Genomic DNA, 17,087 nt, shown 5'->3' on the forward strand with positions numbered 1-17,087 from the left:
GTCCGTCCATGAGGCCGCGCGCGAGGCCGGACACCCGGGGCCGGCGGCGGGTCAGGCGGGTGCCGGCTCCTGGTTGCGGTCGAGGGCTTTGGCCAGCCGGACGGCCTGCGTGACCAGGCGGGACCGTCCGCCGCGAGCCGCGACGGCGGCGAGGCCGGCCGGGTGCGGGGAGGCTGCCGCGGACTCCTCCACGCAGTCGGCGGCCATCTCGAGGAGGTCGCCGGTGCCGCGCGGGTCGGCCGTACCGGTGAGCAGGGCGGGCAGGGCGGCCGCGAGGACGGACCAGATCGTCGTGCAGGCGCCGGTCGCGGCGGCGGTGCGCAGCGAGTCGGCGAGCCGGTTGGGCTTGACCGTGCCCAGGGTCAGCTGCTCCCCCAGGTCGCAGCCGAGGCGTACGGCGTCCAGTTCGCCGCGGGCGGCGAGGGCGAGGAGGGCATCGACGGCTCTCAGCCGGTCTTCCGCGTGCCGGGCGCCCAGTCCGGTGGCGACGGCGAGGTGGAGCGCCGGGCCGGCCGGGCCTCCGGCAGCCGCGAGCAGGGGCAGCACGGTGGTCCCGCCCCGGTCCTCGTGGAGCGCGCAGGAGGTGATGGCCGGGAGCGACCAGGCGGCCAGGGTCTCCCGGTCCTCGGGGAGGGTGGCGACCAGGGCGGCGTCGTCCCCGCCGTCCCAGCAGCGGCCGGTCGCCGTGCGGGGCTGTCCCAACTCCCGGAACGGCTTGGGGAACCGGCGCATGACGGTGGGGCGCTCCCCGGTGTCCAGGGTGAGGTGCTCGGGCCACACGTCGTAGTGGCGGGACACGGCCGGCGCGGTGCGGCGGGTGACGGCGGCGGGCGCGCCGTCCTCGCCGAGCCAGGCCGCGAGCCGGTCTCCCTCGGGTGTGCCCAGGGCGGCCGCACCGGGGATGGCGGTGGGGTCGCGGCGGGTCCGCAGCAGGGCCTGCGCGAAGTCCGCCGGGCCGGGGGCCTCGCCGAGCCGTGCGTACGCGGCGAGGCGCTCGATCAGGGTGTGGGGGTCCAGGGAGCCGCTCGTATGGGTGGGGAAGGCGAGCAGGAAGGGCAGCGGCCGGCCGGCGATGTGCCGTGCCGCCTCGGCCACGCGGGCGTGGGCGGCGACGGAGAACGCGGGGTGGTGGCAGCTGCTGCGCCAGGACACGAGCGCCGGCTGGGGCGGGTGGGCCGGATCCGCGGGACGCGCGTCCAGGACGATGGCGGCGACGTGTTCGATGCCGGGCAGGTCGCCGGTGTAGTGAAAGGACCGTTCGGGGTCGAGCCACCAGCGTCCGGCCAGCGCGGGACGCAGCGCTGCCGCGAGGGCCGCCCGGTCCCGGCGGGCGTGTCGGACGAGGCCGTCGAGGGCGCGTTCGAACTCCTCGACGTTCGTGGTGCGGGAGTTGACCACCGCGGCGACGAGCTCCACGGTCTCCTCGACGCTCTCCGGGGCCGGTTCGATCGGCACCTGGGCCGGGGGCGGCGGAAGGATCTCCCGGTAGGGGGCGGCGTCGGCGGGCGCGGCGTCCGGGCCGAGGACCTCCACGGCCCGCGCCCGGTGCAGGGGGCTCAACAGGTGGGCGCATGCGGCGAGTGCGGCGTGCACCTCCGGGTCGGCGACCAGATGCGCGGCGACGAGCTTCAGGGCCCGTTCCTGGATGTCGGTGTCGGTGTGTCCGAAGGCCTCGCCGAGTACGGGCAGCAGCTCGGGCGCCGCGGCCGGTTCGCGGACCAGCTCCCGGCCGAGCAGCACCAGTTGGGCGCGGACCAGCTTCTTCTCGGGCCGGAAGAGGACGGTCAGGGACATTTCGGCCAGCAGGCGGGGGGCGAGACCGCCGGCTGCGGCGAGCCGGGCCAAGGCCTGCTGGGCGTGCCCGGCGACGGCGGACGGGGCGTCGGCGGCCAGCGCGATCCAGTCCGCGGCACGCTCCCGCTCCTCCTCCGCGGTCGGTTGCAGGGCCTGCAGGATCGCGAGGTACGGCTTGAGGTGGGGGGCGGTGCCGCCGCGCAGCAGCCGGGCCGTGCACCCGTCCAGGAGGGCGGTGCGGTCGACCAGGCCCTCCCCGGCGAGGGTGGCGAGCGCGGTCGGCCAGTGGTGCGGGCCGGCGGGCTCGCGCGACCAGTTGAGCGAGCTGACCGGCTCGGCGGTCTCGAAGAGGCGCGGGACGAGCTCGGCGGTGTACGGGTCGCCGCGCAAGGAGTCGACGAGGGGGGTGCCGGAGGCGGGCAGGGACGTGGCCCAGCCTTCGAGGCAGCCGTCGGTGGTCGGCATCGCGCATCCGGCGAGGCCGACGAGCTCGCGGATCAGCGGGTAGTCCTGCTCCGCGGTCGCGGCCCGCGCGGCGAGCCGGTGGGCCAGGTCGCCCAGCCACTGCGGCTGCCGGTCGGACAGGACGTCGAGCAGGGGGCCGGCCGGGAGTTCCCGCCAGCGGCGCAGGTCACGGGCGGCGATCCAGGAAGCCGCGGCCGCCGCACCGGTGGTGCATCCGGCGCCGGCGACGATCAGGGCCGGGCTCACCAGGTCCCGTTCCCGCCAGTTCTCCCAGCCCTGGGCGCGCAGGTCGGCCCGCAGCGCCTTCAGCTCGGCGAGCAGCTCCCGGCGCTGCACCGGGTCGAGGGGTTTCAGCAGTCCCGGCAGGTCGGCTGGGCGTCCGGCGCGGACGGCGGCGAGGATCCTCCGCGCGGGGGCGTCGGGCTGCGGGGCGGGGGCGGTGGTCTCCTGGGTGGCGGCGTTCATCGTGCGGCTCCGGCGGGGGTGGTGGTGTGCGGGGTGTCGGGGTGGGTTCGCGAACTGGGCGCCGGGCCCGGATGTGTGGCTGCCCGCCGTGCCATGCGGGTGGCGAGGGCGTGCTTGCAGGGCCCCCGCCGGCCGCGGTAGTCGGCCCACCACTGGCAGGTGCAGCTGAGGGCGCCGCCGGTGCCGCGGACCTGGTAGCGGCGGTCCCCGGAGGCGACGACGGCGGCCCCGCCGTCCAGGGTGACGCCGCCCTGAGCCAGCAGCGCGCGGGCGGCGACCAGGCGCGGGTTGTGTCGTTCCGCGCGACGGGCGTCGTAGGGCAGTTCGCGGTGGAAGTAGGCGGCTTCGGCGAGGTCGTAGCCGACGCGGCCGCCCGTGCCGAGGTGAGTGAGGGCTGCCCGTACGCGCTCCACGGGCAGCCCGGACTGCTCGGCGAGGTCGGCCGGGTCGATGCGCGGCTCCCAGGCCAGCAGCACGGAGATCAGGTCGGCGTCCTCGGCCGCCGTGTCCGTGGCAAGGGCCTCCAGGACGCCGCCCTCGCCGGAGAACCCGCGGTCGGGCTCCGGGGAGAGGGTGAGCGTGAGCCGCATGCCGGGCAGCCCGACCTCCCAGGCGGAGGCGGTGGGTCCGGCGCCGTCGGCCGCGGGCCCGTACACGCGCAGGCCGGTAGCGTTGCGCAGGACCCGCTGGAGGGCGGCGAGCCGGTCCGGTCCGGGCAGGCAGACCGCGCCGGGCACGGGGCGGGTGGTGGGGCGCAGCGTACGGCCCGCGGGGACCACCCACAGGGCGGCGCTCGCGGCGCCGCCGGCCGCGGGGGTGCGCGGGAGCGAGCGCAGGAAGCGTACGGCTTCGGCGGCGGTGAGTTCGGCGCGCAGGTCGAAGCCGGTGGTGATGGCCTGGGACTCGGCGAAACCGCGCAGCCAGCGGTCCGGGAGCGGCACCTTCTTCTCGACGACCGGACCGTCGAGGGTGGTGACGGTCAGCTCGTCGGGGCCGACGCGCAGGTGCAGCGGGTCGTCGCCGGTCAGGCGGGACAGGGCCTCGCGCAGCGGGTTGTTGACGTCAACGTTGGTGGTGCCGTGGCCGGTGTCGGCGCCGCCGAGTCCCTCGGGGAGCACGTCGAGCCGGGCGTACACCCCGCAGCACCCGGAGAAGGACTCGAAGCGCAGCCGGTCGCCGTTGCCCGTGACGACCGGGTCGAGGGAGGCCCGCAGGGTTCGCCGGTAGTAGCGGGCGGCGGCCACGTCGGCGACGGCCAGCAGGGCGCGGGCAGCGGCCTGGGGGCTGTTCAGGAACCCGGCGAAGAACTGGGGGTGGGCCTCGGCGCCGGCGGGCGTCAGGCCGCCCGCGGTCTCCAGACCGAGCATCCGTCCCGTACCGGCGGTGGTCAGCGAGGATGAGCGCGCGTAGGCGAAGGTGTGTGCGGTTCGCGTCATGATCGGAACGCTAAGCGGGACCACTGACAACGCCGGCGCGCTCCGCGAGCCCCGCCGGCTGCCGGGGCACGCGGGAGCCGCTGCCTGAGGAACCGTCAAGCGCGCGGCGGGCCTTGGGCGATGGTCCGGGCGGCGGCGAACTCCGCGAGGTAGGCCTGTTCGGCCTCGTCGAGGTATCCGTAGGCGTCGTCGCCGACGGGGATCCGCAGGGGCGTGTCGGTGTCTGATCCGACGATGTCCAGGACCCGCGCGGCGAAGTCCTCGGGGTTGCCGGTCTCGGGGTTCTCCGCGAGGCCGCGGGCGCCTTCGAGCATCTCCCGGTTGGTGACGTCGTAGGCGGGGACCCGGGCACGGGCCTCGGCCATGGCGGTCCCGTAGCGGGTGGCGAACATGCCGGGTTCGAGGACGGTGACGCGGATGTCGTGGGGTGCGGCCTCGACGGCCAGGGCCTGGCTCATGCCTTCCAGGGCGTGCTTCCCGGCTCCGTAGGCGGCGAGGCCCGGGAAGGCCATACGGCCGACGACGGAGGAGACATTGACGATGTGCCCGTGCCCCTGGGCCCGCATCAACGGCAGGACCAGGCGGATCAGCCGCCACGGGCCCACGACCAAGGTCTCCAACTGGTCGCGCAGTTCGGTGTCGGAGACCTCCTCGACGGCACCGAACAGTCCGGCGCCGGCGTTGTTGACCAGTACGTCGATGCCCCCGAGCCGGTCGGCGGCGGTACGGACCGCCTCCGCGCAGGAGTCGGCGTCCCGCAGTTCGAGCGGGACGGGGATGATGCGGCCGGGCCAGGCGGCGGCGAGCTCCGACAGGTCGGCGGTCTTGCGTGCCGTGACGGCCAGTTCGTCTCCGGCCCGGGCCGCGGCGACGGCCAGGGCCTGTCCGAGGCCGGAGGAACATCCCGTGACCAGCCAGCGTCGTGCCATCGTGCCCCCGAAGCGTCCGTGGTGCGCGGTGTCCGCCGGACAGCGGAAGTTCATGGTCGGCGGGCCCCGGCCTGTCGGCCATCCCTCCCGCTGGGGCGTGCGGAGGCGTGCGGGCGCACAACGGGGCGCGCGCCTTGCCCGCGGCGCCCCGGACTGAAGGACCGCGCCGGGCCGCACCGGGCACGCGGGACCGCACCGGGCACGGACCGCACCGGGCCGCCGGCATCGCCAGGATGGCGGCAACGCCCGGGTGGGACGGGGCCGACCGGATTCGAACCGGCGTCCTCCTACATGCGGTGGAGGCGCGACGACCACTGCGCTACGAGCCCCGTCCCGCTCGCGATCATAAGGCCGGCGGGCGCGCCACCGCTTGCCCCATGGACCCGGGGTGCCGCTACCGCCGGAAGCGGGCCCTGGCACACTGCGGGCTGTGCACCCCCTGCCGACTCCCATGAGGTGCTTTCAGTGATCGACGAGTGTGACTCCCGCGGCGCGATCGGCCCGGCCGCCGCCCGTCCCCGGGGGCTGCCCGTGTCGCCGGACCCCGGCGCCGGGCGGGTACGGGGATCGGCCCGGTTCGATCCGCTCGGGGCGGCCCTGCTGACGTTCGCGGTCGCCTGTGCGGGCAGCGGCACCGTCCAACTCTGGCGGGACGAACTCGCCAGCTGGAGCGCCGCGCTGCGCAGCCCCGACGAACTCCTCGCGATGCTGGGCAACGTCGACGCCGGCTCCGGCGCCTACTACCTGCTCCTGCACGGCTGGGTCTCCCTCTTCGGCGATTCCCCGGCCATGCTGCGGATGCCCTCGGCGCTGGCCATGGGCGGTGCGGCGGCCTTCGTGGTGCTGACCGCCCGTACCCTGTTCGACCGCCGGGCCGCGCTCTTCGCGGGTGTGCTCTTCGCGGCGATCCCCGCCGTCTCGCGGTTCGGCCAGGAAGCCCGCGCCTACGCCTTCGTGACGCTTGCCGTGGCCGCCGCCACCTGGTTCCTGGTACGGGCCCTGCACCGGCCGACCGCCTTGCGCTGGCTGCCGTACGGGGTGGCGGTGACCTGCGCCGGTCTGTTCCACATCGTCTCGCTGATCGTCCTGCTGCCGCACGCCCTGATCGTGCTCGGACGCTGGTGGGACGCACGCTCCTGGCGCCTGCCCACCGGCTACGCCCTGGCCGTTCTGGCCTCGCTGCTCCCTCTTCTCCCTCTGATGGTCGTCGCCCGGGGGCAGGTGGGACGCCAGATCGGCTGGCTCCACCCTCCGCACTTCCGCGACCTCGCGGGCCTGTGGAGCACCCTGTCCCTCTCGGTGCCCGTCTCGTACGCCCTGCTCGCGGCGGCCGCGCTGCCGCTCGCCTGGCCCCGGGGGCGCCGGCCGGCCGCGGAGCTGGCCCTGGTGGCCGCACTGCCGGTCCCCGCCGCCTGGCTCATATCCCAGACCGGGCCCTCCTACTTCCTGGACCGCTACCTCCTCTTCACCCTCCCGGCCTGGGCGGTGCTCGCCGCCGCCGGCCTCGGGGCGCTGCGGCCGCGGCCGCTCGGCGTGGTCGGACTGGTGCTCCTGATGGCGCTGGGCGTCGGCGACCAGCGCCGACTGCGGACCGAGCACGCCAAGGGCCCCGGCGACGGCAAGCGGGCCGCTGCCTTCATCGCCGCGGGCTACGAGCCCGGTGACGGCCTCGCCCCGGTCGGTGGCCGCAGCGAACGGCTGTTCATGTTCGGCCCCATGGTCGAGTACTACCTCCCCGAGCACGTGAAGCCGAGGGACGTCTTCGCCGAGCGTTCGGCGGTGGCCGCCCACGACCTCTTCCCGACGGAGTGCGGCCGTCCCGCGCGGTGTCTGGACGGCGTCCGGAGGGTGTGGGTGGTCACCTGGAGCGGGACCTCGAACCCCTACCACGGGTTCCCGCCGGACCAGGAGAAGGCGCTCAGGGACCACTACGAGGTGGTCGGCACCACCACGGCCGGCACGCTCCAGGTCACCCTGGTCGAACGCACCCGCTGATCCTCCCGGGGGCCCCTGCCCCTACCCCTGCGCCTGCTGCCGATCGAGCTTCTCGAAGACCCGGTCGCGCAGGAGTTCGTACTCCTCGCGCAGCCTGCCCCACTCGGTGTCGGGCGGGGGATGACGATGCCCACGCACTGACAACGGCGGAGCCCCCAGGGTTCCGCTCCCCGTCTCACCGCCTCGACCGCCACGGCCGCGGGGAGCGCCGACGCCCTGGCCGGGACGGGGAGAAACGTCATTTAAGATTCAAGGCGGCTGCGGGGCTGCGGACCGTCACTGTGCGCGGCGACTGCGGAACGCTCGGGCCGGTCGAGGAGAACGGCCCGGGCCAGGACCTCGGTCCGGTACGGGGACCACATGACGCTGATCATGAAACTCCCGCGGAGTCGCGTGACCGCCGGGGTGCGTCTCAGGAGTGTGACGCGCCGAGCGCACCCGGCCACGAACAGAAGACCCCCGGGGAGAAGTGAGGAATGCCAGTGATCTGCGTCGGAGGCATGATCGGCATCGGCAAGACGAGCGTGGCCGAGCTGCTCGCCAAGGAGCTGGGCAGCGAGGTCTTCTACGAGAGCGTGGAAGACAACCCGATCCTCCCGCTCTTCTACACGGCGAGCCCCGAGGAGATCCAGGCGAGGCGCTACCCCTTCCTGCTCCAGCTCTACTTCCTGCAGACGCGGTTCGCCTCGATCAAGGAGGCGTACAAGCGGGGCGACAACGTTCTCGACCGGTCCATCTACGAGGACTGGTACTTCGCCAAGGTCAATCACGACCTGGGCCGGATCAGCTCCCTCGAGATGCGGGTGTACGAGGGGCTGCTCGACGAGATGATGCGCGAGATCGACGGCCTGCCGTACCGCAAGGCGCCCGATCTGATGGTCTACCTCAAGGCGGACTTCGAGACGGTGCTGCACCGCATCGGACTGCGCGGCCGCGACTTCGAACAGGACGAGGGCCTGATCGAGTACTACCGGACGCTGTGGTCCGGCTACGACGACTGGGTGCACGAGCACTACTCGGCCAGCGAGGTCCTCGTCATCGACATGAACCACACCGACGTGGTGAACAACCCCGAGGACGCGGCCCGCGTGGTGCGGCAGGTCAAGGACGCCCTGGTCGCGGTCAGGCGCCCGGCCTGAGATCACGGACCGCACCCAGGCCGCGGGCCGCACCGTCGACGCCTCGGCGATCGCGCGGGGGTCAGAACGAGCCGAGGTAGGCCTTCGTGGAGCGGGCCTCGGTCAGCACGATCGCCCCGGCCGAGAGGACGAAGGCCGTGTTGAAGCCCACCAATTGGTTCTGCGCCGCGCTGGTGGCCAGGTCCGCCTGAGCCACCATGGACCCGATCGCCACTCCGGACAGGCCCGCCGGCACCATGAGCAGCTGGCTCAGCCGCGGGCCGGCCTCGGGCTCGCCCGACAGCAGCTTGGCTCCGTTGCGCATCAAGGCAACTCCGAGCGGGATGACGAACGCGCAGAGGAAGACCAACCAGCCCACCTCGCCGAACGAGCTCAGCCCCCAGAGCATCCCGCTCACCCCGGCGCACAGCACCACCAGGCCGTACGCGATACCGAGTGCGCCCGCGGCCGTGGCGGTGCCGGGGCGTCGCCGCGCGGGAGGACCGGAACGGCCGTCGCGGCGCGGGGTGGTGGGCGGGTGTGACATGGGCGAACCTCCGAAAGATGAAGTGGACTTGGGAGTCGGCGTGCTCTGCTTGGCGTCCCGCGCCCCGGCGGCGCTGTGTGTTCAGTGGCGCCACGCGGCCACCACGGTGAGCAGGATGAGGGCGCCGGCCGTCAGCAGCAGCCATCCATGGCGCGCGCCGGGGCCACGCCTCCGGGTCTCGACCTGGCCGGCGGGAGTCGTGCCGGGGTGCCTGCGGGCGTAGTGCTCGAGCTGCCGGAGCAGCCCCTCGGACGTGTCGACCCAGGGCGTCTTGAAACCGCACTCTCCGCACCAGAAGCGGTTGGCCACCTCGGCTCCTTGCCTTGCCGTCCGTACACGGGCACCGACCCGACGGTGGCCCGGGACGTGGCGGCTGTACAGGCCAGACGCCCGGCCATTCGTGACCGGCGGCCACGGGTAGGCTCACCGCCGTTCACACAGGCGATCATGGGGAGATGCCGGATGACAGAGGACCTCGGCACGTTGCTGCGCACGCTGCGCGATCGAGCGGACCTGACGCAGGAGCAGGTGGCCGAACGGTCCGGGGTCAGCGTGCGCACCATTCGCCGGCTGGAGAGCGGCGGATCCACGAACCACCGGATGGGGACGGTGAACCTGCTCGCGGACGCGCTCGGCCTGGAGGAAGGAGACCGGCTGCGTCTGGCGGCTGCCCTCACCGGCTCATCGGCGGCGGCCCCCGGTGCCGGCCGCCAGAGCCAGGGAATGCCGGGTCCCGCGCCCGCCCCGCCCCCTCGGCCGCCCGTCCACGGCACGCTCGCCGAGGCCTCGCAGGAGCTGGCGACGGAGGTCCGGCGCCGCTGGCGCCGCGAGGAGGCGCAACGCCGTGTCCACGACCCGTTCCCCCTGCCCGTCCGGTGGAAGCCGGCTCCCGCCCTTCTGACCGACCGGGCGGAGAACATCCAGCGCCTCGGACCGGGAGGGACTCCCCGTGAGGTGGATCTGGGCGGCGACCTGCGCAGCATGGCCGAGGTCTACCTCCGGATCCCCTCCGGGCGGCTGGTGATACTCGGCCGGGCCGGCTCGGGCAAGTCCATCCTCACGATCAGGCTCGTCCTGGACCTCCTGGAATCCCCGGCCCCGCACCCCCGTGTGCCGGTCATCTTCAGCATCGGCTCCTGGGACCCGTCGACCACGGCCCTGCGGGACTGGCTGATCGGCCGACTGCTGCGCGACCACCCGCATCTGGCCCGCCGCAGCTCCGGCGGGGCGACCCTGGCGGCCGTACTGGTCGACGCCGACCTGATCCTGCCGGTCCTCGACGGGTTCGACGAGATCGCCGAAGGCTTACGGCGCGACGCCTTGGACGCGCTGAACGCCACCTCGACCCCGCTCGTCCTCACCAGCCGGCGCGAGGAGTACGCCGAGGCGGTCCGGGCGGCGCACGCTCCGCTCGTCTGGGCGGGGGGCATCGAACTCACCGACCTCACCCTCGACGACCTCGCCGACTACCTGCCCCGCACCACCCGCGGCGTCCCGTCCGACACGAGCACTGACCACGGCACGGGCGTGCCCGGCTCCCCATGGGACGCGGTCCTCACGGAACTGCGCACGGGCCGGGGCCCGGCCCACGCGAACCTCGCCGCGGTGCTGACCACCCCGCTCATGGTCATCCTCGCCCGCACCCTGTACAGCGAGACACCCGACCGGGACCCCGCCGAACTTCTGGACACCACCCGGTTCCCCTCGGTGAAGAGCCTGGACGAACACCTGCTGGCGGGTTTCGTGCCGGCGGTCTACCGGCGCCGCGCCCCGGAGCGGGATGCGGCCGGCCACCAGCCCCGGGCGCCGTACGCGGACTCCGCCCGGGCCGAACGCCGGCTCGGCTACCTCGCCCACCACCTGGTCCGCCTCGACCGCGAGCGCCAAGACCTCGCGTGGTGGCAGCTCGGCGATTCGCTGCCCCGTTCGACGCGCACCATGGCCTTCGTCCTGGCCAGCGTCGTGAGCATCACCCTGGCCGACTGGCTGGTCGGCCTCCTGCTCACCCCCCTCCCCCTCCACGAGCTCCTCCTGCAGGGCAGTCTCATGGGCCCCGCCGCGGGCCTCGCCTTCGGAGCCGTCTACGCGCTCGCGGACAGGTCCCGCGGCGGCGCGGCGGTCGAACCGGCCCGTATCCGGCTGACCCTGCGCGCCACGCACGAGAGCCTCGGCCGCCGGCCCCTGCGCACCTTCGCCGTCCGGTTCGGGCACGGTCTGATCGGCGGAGCCGTCATGGGCATCGGATGCGCCTGTGCCCTCACCCTCGGACGCGCGCTGGCCGCGGGGACATCCGTCACCGACCCGCGCATCATCGAGGGCACCCTGATCAACATGCTGGTGCTCGGGCTGATCTTCGGCTCGGCCGCCGGCCTCGTCTTCGGGCTCATGGCCGCGCTCGAAGTGCCCGTGGACGTGGCCGCGGCGGCCACCCCGATCAGTCTGCTGGCCTCGAACCGTGCGACGGCCGGACGGCAGTTCCTCATCCTGGCGCCGGCCTTCACCCTGGCCATCGCCTTCGGCGGCTACCTGATCGTCCATCTGCTCCAGGGCACGATGGGCCCCCTCAACTGGGGAGTCCAGGACAGCCTCTTCATCGGCGCGGTCGGTGGCCTGGGCGGCGCGGCCTCCTACGTGCTCGCCTTCACGGCTTGGGGGCATTGGATCGTGCTGGCACGTGTCTGGCTGCCCTTGGCCGGGCGGCTCCCCTGGGACCCCGCCGCGTTCCTGGACGATGCCTACCACCGGGGGGGGCTGCGCCAGACCGGAGCCGTGTACCAGTTCCGCCACGTCCGGCTGCAGCACCATCTGGGCCGCGCCTTCCGCGGCCGGCACCGGGACTTCGCACCGGCCACGTTCACACCCCCGTCGACCGGCGATCGGTGACCACCGGAGCGACGGGCCTTGCGGGTACCGGTCACCAATGGCCGGTGGCTTGGCCTGTCGGCCGGGCGGCCCGGGCCGCCACCATCGGGATGTCCGGCCCGCGGCGTCACCGCGCCGCGAGCCCCGTCGACGAAGGGTCACCCATGACGTCCCCGCGCCTCGCCTCGCTCGGCACGGCACTCGCGCTCACCGCACTGCTGGGCACCGGCGCCGCACAGGCCGCGGCACCGGCAGCGGCACCGGCCGCCGCGCCGGTGCGCACCGCGCCCTCGGCTTCCGCCGCCGTGCCCGCCTTCAGCGACGGCTACGGCCTGTCCGTGCTCCGCGAAGAGACGCAGGTGCGCAGCCCCACCGACTTCACGATCACCGTCACCACCCCGCAGCTCTCGGGGAAGCACCCGATCCGCATCCTCCTCCCGGCCGCCTACGACACCGATCCCGGCCGTGACTGGCCGGTCACGTACTTCCTGCACGGCGGTGGCGGCAACGTGAACGACGTCGCGGCCGCGCCGGCGCTGCATTCGGACTTGATGATCACCGTCGTGCCGGACGGGGGGCTGAAGGGCTGGTACGCCGACTGGCTGATGCAGAACACCGCCGAGGGAAAGGCGAACTGGGAGACCTTCCACCTCACTCAGGTCGTCCCGTTCATCGACGCCAATCTCCGTACGCGCGCCGACCGCGCCCACCGCGCCGTCGTCGGGCTGTCCATGGGCGGCTACGGCTCCCTCCACTACGCCCAGGCCCGGCCCGACCTGTTCGGCCACGTGGCAGCGCTGTCGGGGGGCATCGACTTCGGCATGTGGGAGGTCCGCGGGGCCGTCCTGGCCACCGAGCTCAACCTCGCGGGCGCCTGGTGCGCGGCGAGCAGCTCGTCCGGCTCCGGTTCCGGCGACTGCACCGGGCACGGCCCCTACGTGGACAGCGATGCGATCTTCGGCTCCCCGTACCCGTTCTTCAACGCCGACCGCGTGTGGAAGGCGGTCGATCCGGCCGCGCCGGTCAACCTCGCCAAGCTCTCCCGGACCGGCATCACGCTCTACACCGGTGACAACGACCTCATCGACGTGCACACCGCCGCGGCTTCCCACACCGTCAAGGCCCGCCTGGACCAGCTGGGCATTCCCAGCCGCCTCGTCAACTACGGCAACGGCGCCTCGCTGGCCCCGAGCTGCAACGGCGGCCACAACTACGGGTGCTGGGCGCCCGCCTTCGCCGACTACGTCCCGCGCCTCGAAGCCGCCTTCGCCGCGGCGGGCTGAGCGGTCCGTACGTCATCCGCGGTCCCGAACGGGAGATTGCTGTGAAGCGACACGCACGCGCTCTGGTCGCGGGCATCCTCGGCGCGCTCATCGTCTTCGGCGGGTTCGCCATCGAGTGGAACGTCAGCGCGGACCCATGCAACGGCACGGTGATGCGGGAAGGGGACCGCTGCGTCGATCTGACGTCGGGCGGGTCGTACGACCCGGACGACCCGGCTCTTCTCCAGCCGATCAAGCACGCCGTCCGCGCGAACAGGGGGCAGCACACATGAGCCACGACCGGCCCGGTCCGTACCCGCAGCAGCCGGCTCCGAGGAGGAAGACGGCCCTGATCATCACAGGCATCGCCGTGGCCCTCGCGGTGATCGGCGCCACCGCGTACTTCGTACTCGACGGCGACGGCGACGGGGCCGGTGCCGGTGCCGGTGCCGGTGCCGTCGACCGGGTGGGCAACAGCGGGGTCACCGTGCACAGCAAGGGGTACGAGCTCGTCGCCCCGGAGTCGGTCGGCGCCTACAGGAAGTCGAGCCCGGGCAGCGCGCCCGCCAAGCTGAACGCCGAGCAGCAGAAGGAGGCCGAGCGCCTCGGGGTCGGCAACGCCCGGGCGGTGTCCGGCATTTACAACGCGCCGAGCCCCGACTCCGGCGACCCGGCCAAGGTGGGCGGCAGGCGGCTGAGCTTCGACGGCCTGTACGGCGACATCGCCGACCCCGCCGCGGCTCTCGACAAGTACCTCGCCGGCGTCGGCGAGAAGGGCTTCAAAGGCGACGGGAAAAAGCGGGGGCTCGTGATAGAGCCTGTCGGAAGCGCCACGGTCGTCAAGCCCGCCGGCTTCGAGGGCGCTCTGATGAAGTGCCAGGACGTGAAGGTGACCCACGACAAGGGGGCCGGCTCCCCGAAGGGGGACGAGGCGGACTTCCGGATCCCGGTGTGCGCCTGGGCCGACTACTCCACCCTCGGTGGCGCCAACGTCTTCGAGTTGACGCAGTCCGTGACCGGCGGCCCGGGCGCCTCGCGGGAGGAGGCCGCCGCGCTGACCGCCGAGCTCTACAGGGCGGCCCGCCGGAAGGCCTGACACGCCGGGGGGAAGGAGCCCGGTCGGAGTTGTCGGCCGGGCTCCTTACGGCTGCTGCCGCCGCGTCAGGCGGGGTGCCGCGCCCGTCCCGGGCGGTCGGCCAGCACTTCGCGCGCGGCGCGGGTGCCCGAGGCCAGCGCTCCTTGCACCGACCCGGTGGCGCGGTGGTCCCCGCACACGTACCGCCCGGCCGCGTGACGTGTCGTGCGGCTCAGCGGCCAGGGCGGTGCCATGGCGGGGAGTGCGTGCTCGACGGTTCGGGCGGTGATCAACTGCCAGTCGGCGGTGTCCGCCGCGTACGCCTCGGCGAGCGCGTCCCGCAGGGAGTGCTCCCGGCCCGGCCGGTCGGCCCCCAGGACCGAAGTGGACACGAGCGCCGTCCCCCGCGGGGCGTAGGTGGGGGCGACCTCGCTGAGGACGCCGGTGTTGAGGAACGCGTGCCGGCCGTCGATCAGCAGCGTCGGTTCGCGCAGCGGGGAGCGTGCGGTGGCGTGGTAGTACGTCGTCACCGTTCGCCCGCCGGGCACGTGGAGGCCGGGCAGGAGGCGGGCGGCGGCCGGTGCGGCCGTGGCCACGACGACCGCGTCGGCCGGCAGTTCGGAGCCGTCATCGAGGAGGACGCCGTCATCTGTCAGGGCGGCCACGGGCGTCCCGAACCGCAGTGTGCCCGGTTTCAGGGACGCGGCCAGCTGAGCGGGTACCGCGCCGATGCCCTCGGCGGGCAGGCACAGGCTGCCGCGTGCCATGCTCCGCCATACGAGGTGGAAGAACCGGGCGGACGTCTCCAGTTCGTCCTCCAGGAACACACCCGAGAGGAACGGCCGGAGCAGTTCGTCGATGACCTTGGCGGACAGGCCGAGCTCCCGCAGAGCGGCCGCCGTCGTCCGGTCGGGTCGCCGTTTCAGGAGCTTCGGCGGCAGCAGCGCGTCCCGGGCGGTGAGGGCCGCGAGCCCCAGCAGGTCGCGGGCCCCGAAGTACCGTCCGGGCAGCAGCGCCGCGGCGGAGCGCGGTTCCCGCGTCGGGTCGGCGATCCGCACCTGCCCGTCCCCCGGGGTGTTGAGCAGGAGACCCGGGGTGAAGGCGCGCAGGCGCAGTTCCCGGAGGTTGACCCGGCTCTTGACCTGCGGATATGAGGTGTTGAAGACCTGGAAACCGCGGTCGAGGAGGAAACCGTCGTGGCGGTCGGTTCGCATGCGCCCGCCCACCTCGTCGGATGCCTCCAGCAGGTGGACCCGCAGCCCGGACCGGGACAGGTCGAGGGCGCAGGCCAGGCCCGCGAGCCCGGCGCCCACGACGATGACGTCGGGAGGGGTCTGCCGCATCGGTGGCGTCCCCCTTCGTCTCAGGGCTTCGGCCGGTGCGTCGCACTGCGGGTGGGTGTCCTTGCGCTCCATGCTCCCCTTTCGCCGTGGCCACGTCCACCGGATGCACCTGGCGCCGGATTCGCCTTGGCGCTACCGGCCGCCCCGACCGGCGTGACGTGCCCACAGGATCAGCGGGATCTGCAGGGGGAGCCGGGCAGAGGCGAGGGCCTTCTCGGGCAGGGGACGGTCGCGCCAGTCGTAGGCCATCTTCACGTTGGCCGGGAACACCGCCGCGAAGAAGACGGCGGCGGCGCGGGCGCTGGTCCGGCGTGTCGACGGACACGCGAGGCCCGCGGCCAAGGCCAGCTCCGCGATACCGCTGGCGGCGGTCCAGGCTCGGGGACTGCCGGGCAGGGCGCGCGGCACGATGGCGTCGAACTGCTTCGGGGCGATGAAGTGCGCGGCGCCCGCGGAGGCGAGGAGCGCGGCCAGTGCCAGTGCGGAACGTTCGGGAGTGGGCATGGGGTCCTCCGGGGGGGGGGGGCGGGGGCGGGGGGGGGGGCCGGCGGAGAGTACGCGCGGGCAAGCACGTGATTACTGGTTGGTAAGTATGGTCCACCCGCCTCGCTCTGTCCCCACCCGCCGCAGGTCTCCTCGGCCCCGTGCGCCCACGAGACCGGTGATTCCACCGATGTGCGCCTGCCGGGTACGCCGTGACAGTGGTCCGGCCAACCAAAGCGGCGGTACCACCGGCAGGCAGTACGGTCCCAGGCGCCGAGCCGGGCCCCGGCTGCCGGCCCGGCCGACTCCGCCACGACCGAGAGGACGACTCCGTCGTGCAGCAGCAACACACCGGGAACGCCCAGCTCGCCCACCAGGCCCAGGCCCGCCCCGACGCCCGTACGAAGGGCCGGTCCGCCGACTCCGGGAGGGCGCGGCTGCGTTCACACCTGGCCGCACTGGCGGCCCTCCTGACCATCGGCGGCCTCGCCACACTTACGGCGCCCGGGGCTCAGGCCGCGGCCAACCCGTACGAGCGCGGACCCGCACCGACCACGTCGAGCATCGAGGCCGCCCGCGGCCCCTACGCGGTCGCGCAGACCAGCGTGTCGTCCCTGGGCGTCACGGGCTTCGGCGGCGGCACCATCTACTACCCGACCGCCACCGGCGACGGCACCTTCGGCGCCGTGGCCATCTCCCCCGGCTATACCGCCACCCAGTCGTCCATCGCCTGGCTCGGCCCGAGACTGGCCTCCCAGGGCTTCGTCGTCCTGACCATCGACACGCTCACCACCCTCGACCAGCCCGACAGCAGAGGGCGTCAACTGCTGGCCGCGCTGGACTACTTGACTCAGCGCAGCTCCGTCCGCGGCAGGATCGACAGCAGTCGGCTCGGCGTGATGGGCCACTCCATGGGCGGTGGCGGCACCCTGGAGGCCGCCAAGTCCCGGCCCTCGCTCCAGGCAGCGGTCGCACTCACCGGCTGGAACCTCGACAAGTCCTGGCCCGAGATCCAGACGCCGACCCTGCTCGTCGGAGCCGACGGCGACTCGATCGCACCGGTCCGCACCCACTCGGAGCCCTTCTACGCCGGCCTGCCGAACTCGCTCGACAAGGCGTACCTGGAACTTGACAACGCCACGCACTTCACGCCGAACACCTCGAACACCACCATCGGCAAGTACAGCCTCGCGTGGCTGAAGCGGTTCATCGACAACGACACCCGCTACGAACAGTTCCTCTGCCCGCTGCCGAGCCCCGGTCCGACCATCGAGGAGTACCGGGGGAACTGCCCCCACACGTCCTGACCCCCT

14 protein-coding genes and 1 tRNA gene are annotated in these 17,087 nt (G+C 73.7%); 7 read left to right on the top strand and 8 right to left on the bottom strand.

Annotated features, from left to right (window positions below):
* Positions 1 to 51 precede the first annotated feature (51 nt).
* From BGK67_RS03525 to BGK67_RS03540, 4 genes are all read right to left on the bottom strand, one after another.
* Complete coding sequence (locus BGK67_RS03525; protein WP_244291131.1) at positions 52 to 2,724, bottom strand: DUF7824 domain-containing protein; 2,673 nt, start codon at positions 2,722 to 2,724, stop codon at positions 52 to 54.
* Complete coding sequence (locus BGK67_RS03530) at positions 2,721 to 4,160, bottom strand: SWIM zinc finger family protein (RefSeq protein ID WP_244291132.1); 1,440 nt, start codon at positions 4,158 to 4,160, stop codon at positions 2,721 to 2,723. The genes BGK67_RS03525 and BGK67_RS03530 overlap by 4 nt, the downstream gene beginning before the upstream one ends.
* A gap of 95 nt (positions 4,161 to 4,255) precedes the next feature.
* Entirely contained in the window at positions 4,256 to 5,089 is an 834-nt protein-coding gene (locus tag BGK67_RS03535; protein WP_069923600.1) for an SDR family oxidoreductase, read from the bottom strand.
* Positions 5,090 to 5,345: 256 nt separating this feature from the next.
* Positions 5,346 to 5,419: transfer RNA gene (locus tag BGK67_RS03540), tRNA-Arg, on the bottom strand.
* A 135-nt stretch (positions 5,420 to 5,554) separates the two neighbouring features.
* Between BGK67_RS03540 and BGK67_RS03545 the strand changes: the two genes are divergently transcribed.
* Positions 5,555 to 7,084, top strand: a complete 1,530-nt coding sequence (locus BGK67_RS03545; protein ID WP_069918510.1) for a glycosyltransferase family 39 protein — start codon at positions 5,555 to 5,557, stop codon at positions 7,082 to 7,084.
* 476 nt (positions 7,085 to 7,560) lie between these two features.
* The gene (locus BGK67_RS03550; RefSeq protein WP_069918511.1) at positions 7,561 to 8,223 is read left to right on the top strand and encodes a deoxynucleoside kinase; all 663 of its coding nucleotides are present in this window, start codon (positions 7,561 to 7,563) and stop codon (positions 8,221 to 8,223) included.
* A 61-nt stretch (positions 8,224 to 8,284) separates the two neighbouring features.
* Here BGK67_RS03550 and BGK67_RS03555 read toward each other — a convergent pair whose 3' ends face one another.
* On the bottom strand, positions 8,285 to 8,749 hold the full coding sequence (locus BGK67_RS03555; RefSeq protein ID WP_069918512.1) for a hypothetical protein: 465 nt from the start codon (positions 8,747 to 8,749) through the stop codon (positions 8,285 to 8,287).
* An 81-nt stretch (positions 8,750 to 8,830) separates the two neighbouring features.
* Positions 8,831 to 9,058 (bottom strand): hypothetical protein, encoded by a 228-nt coding sequence (locus BGK67_RS03560; RefSeq protein WP_069918513.1) that lies wholly within the window; start codon positions 9,056 to 9,058, stop codon positions 8,831 to 8,833.
* A gap of 153 nt (positions 9,059 to 9,211) precedes the next feature.
* Here BGK67_RS03560 and BGK67_RS03565 point away from each other — a divergent pair, with 153 nt between their 5' ends.
* The 4 genes from BGK67_RS03565 to BGK67_RS03580 all read left to right on the top strand — a co-directional run bounded on the left by BGK67_RS03565 (position 9,212) and on the right by BGK67_RS03580 (position 13,969).
* Positions 9,212 to 11,632, top strand: coding sequence for a helix-turn-helix domain-containing protein (locus BGK67_RS03565; RefSeq protein ID WP_069918514.1), 2,421 nt, complete (start codon positions 9,212 to 9,214; stop codon positions 11,630 to 11,632).
* A gap of 143 nt (positions 11,633 to 11,775) precedes the next feature.
* Positions 11,776 to 12,894, top strand: coding sequence for an alpha/beta hydrolase (locus tag BGK67_RS03570; protein ID WP_069918515.1), 1,119 nt, complete (start codon positions 11,776 to 11,778; stop codon positions 12,892 to 12,894).
* A 41-nt stretch (positions 12,895 to 12,935) separates the two neighbouring features.
* The gene (locus BGK67_RS03575; RefSeq protein ID WP_069918516.1) at positions 12,936 to 13,166 is read left to right on the top strand and encodes a hypothetical protein; all 231 of its coding nucleotides are present in this window, start codon (positions 12,936 to 12,938) and stop codon (positions 13,164 to 13,166) included.
* Positions 13,163 to 13,969 carry a hypothetical protein gene (locus tag BGK67_RS03580; protein WP_069918517.1) on the top strand — a complete coding sequence of 269 codons (807 nt, stop codon included), beginning with the start codon at positions 13,163 to 13,165 and terminating at the stop codon, positions 13,967 to 13,969. Before BGK67_RS03575 ends, BGK67_RS03580 begins: the two co-directional genes overlap by 4 nt.
* A gap of 65 nt (positions 13,970 to 14,034) precedes the next feature.
* Here the strand turns inward: BGK67_RS03580 and BGK67_RS03585 are convergent, their stop codons facing one another.
* Together BGK67_RS03585 and BGK67_RS03590 are read right to left on the bottom strand one after the other, a co-directional pair.
* Complete coding sequence (locus BGK67_RS03585; protein ID WP_069918518.1) at positions 14,035 to 15,291, bottom strand: NAD(P)/FAD-dependent oxidoreductase; 1,257 nt, start codon at positions 15,289 to 15,291, stop codon at positions 14,035 to 14,037.
* 132 nt (positions 15,292 to 15,423) lie between these two features.
* Positions 15,424 to 15,795 carry a DoxX family protein gene (locus tag BGK67_RS03590; RefSeq protein WP_069918519.1) on the bottom strand — a complete coding sequence of 124 codons (372 nt, stop codon included), beginning with the start codon at positions 15,793 to 15,795 and terminating at the stop codon, positions 15,424 to 15,426.
* A gap of 416 nt (positions 15,796 to 16,211) precedes the next feature.
* On the opposite strand from BGK67_RS03590, the gene BGK67_RS03595 reads away from it, so the two are divergent.
* Positions 16,212 to 17,081 carry a bis(hydroxyethyl) terephthalate hydrolase gene (locus BGK67_RS03595; RefSeq protein WP_167739638.1) on the top strand — a complete coding sequence of 290 codons (870 nt, stop codon included), beginning with the start codon at positions 16,212 to 16,214 and terminating at the stop codon, positions 17,079 to 17,081.
* The last annotated feature ends 6 nt before the right edge of the window (positions 17,082 to 17,087 follow it).

It is taken from the genome of Streptomyces subrutilus, assembly GCF_001746425.1.
In the GTDB taxonomy this organism is placed as follows: Bacteria; Actinomycetota; Actinomycetes; order Streptomycetales; family Streptomycetaceae; genus Streptomyces; species Streptomyces subrutilus_A.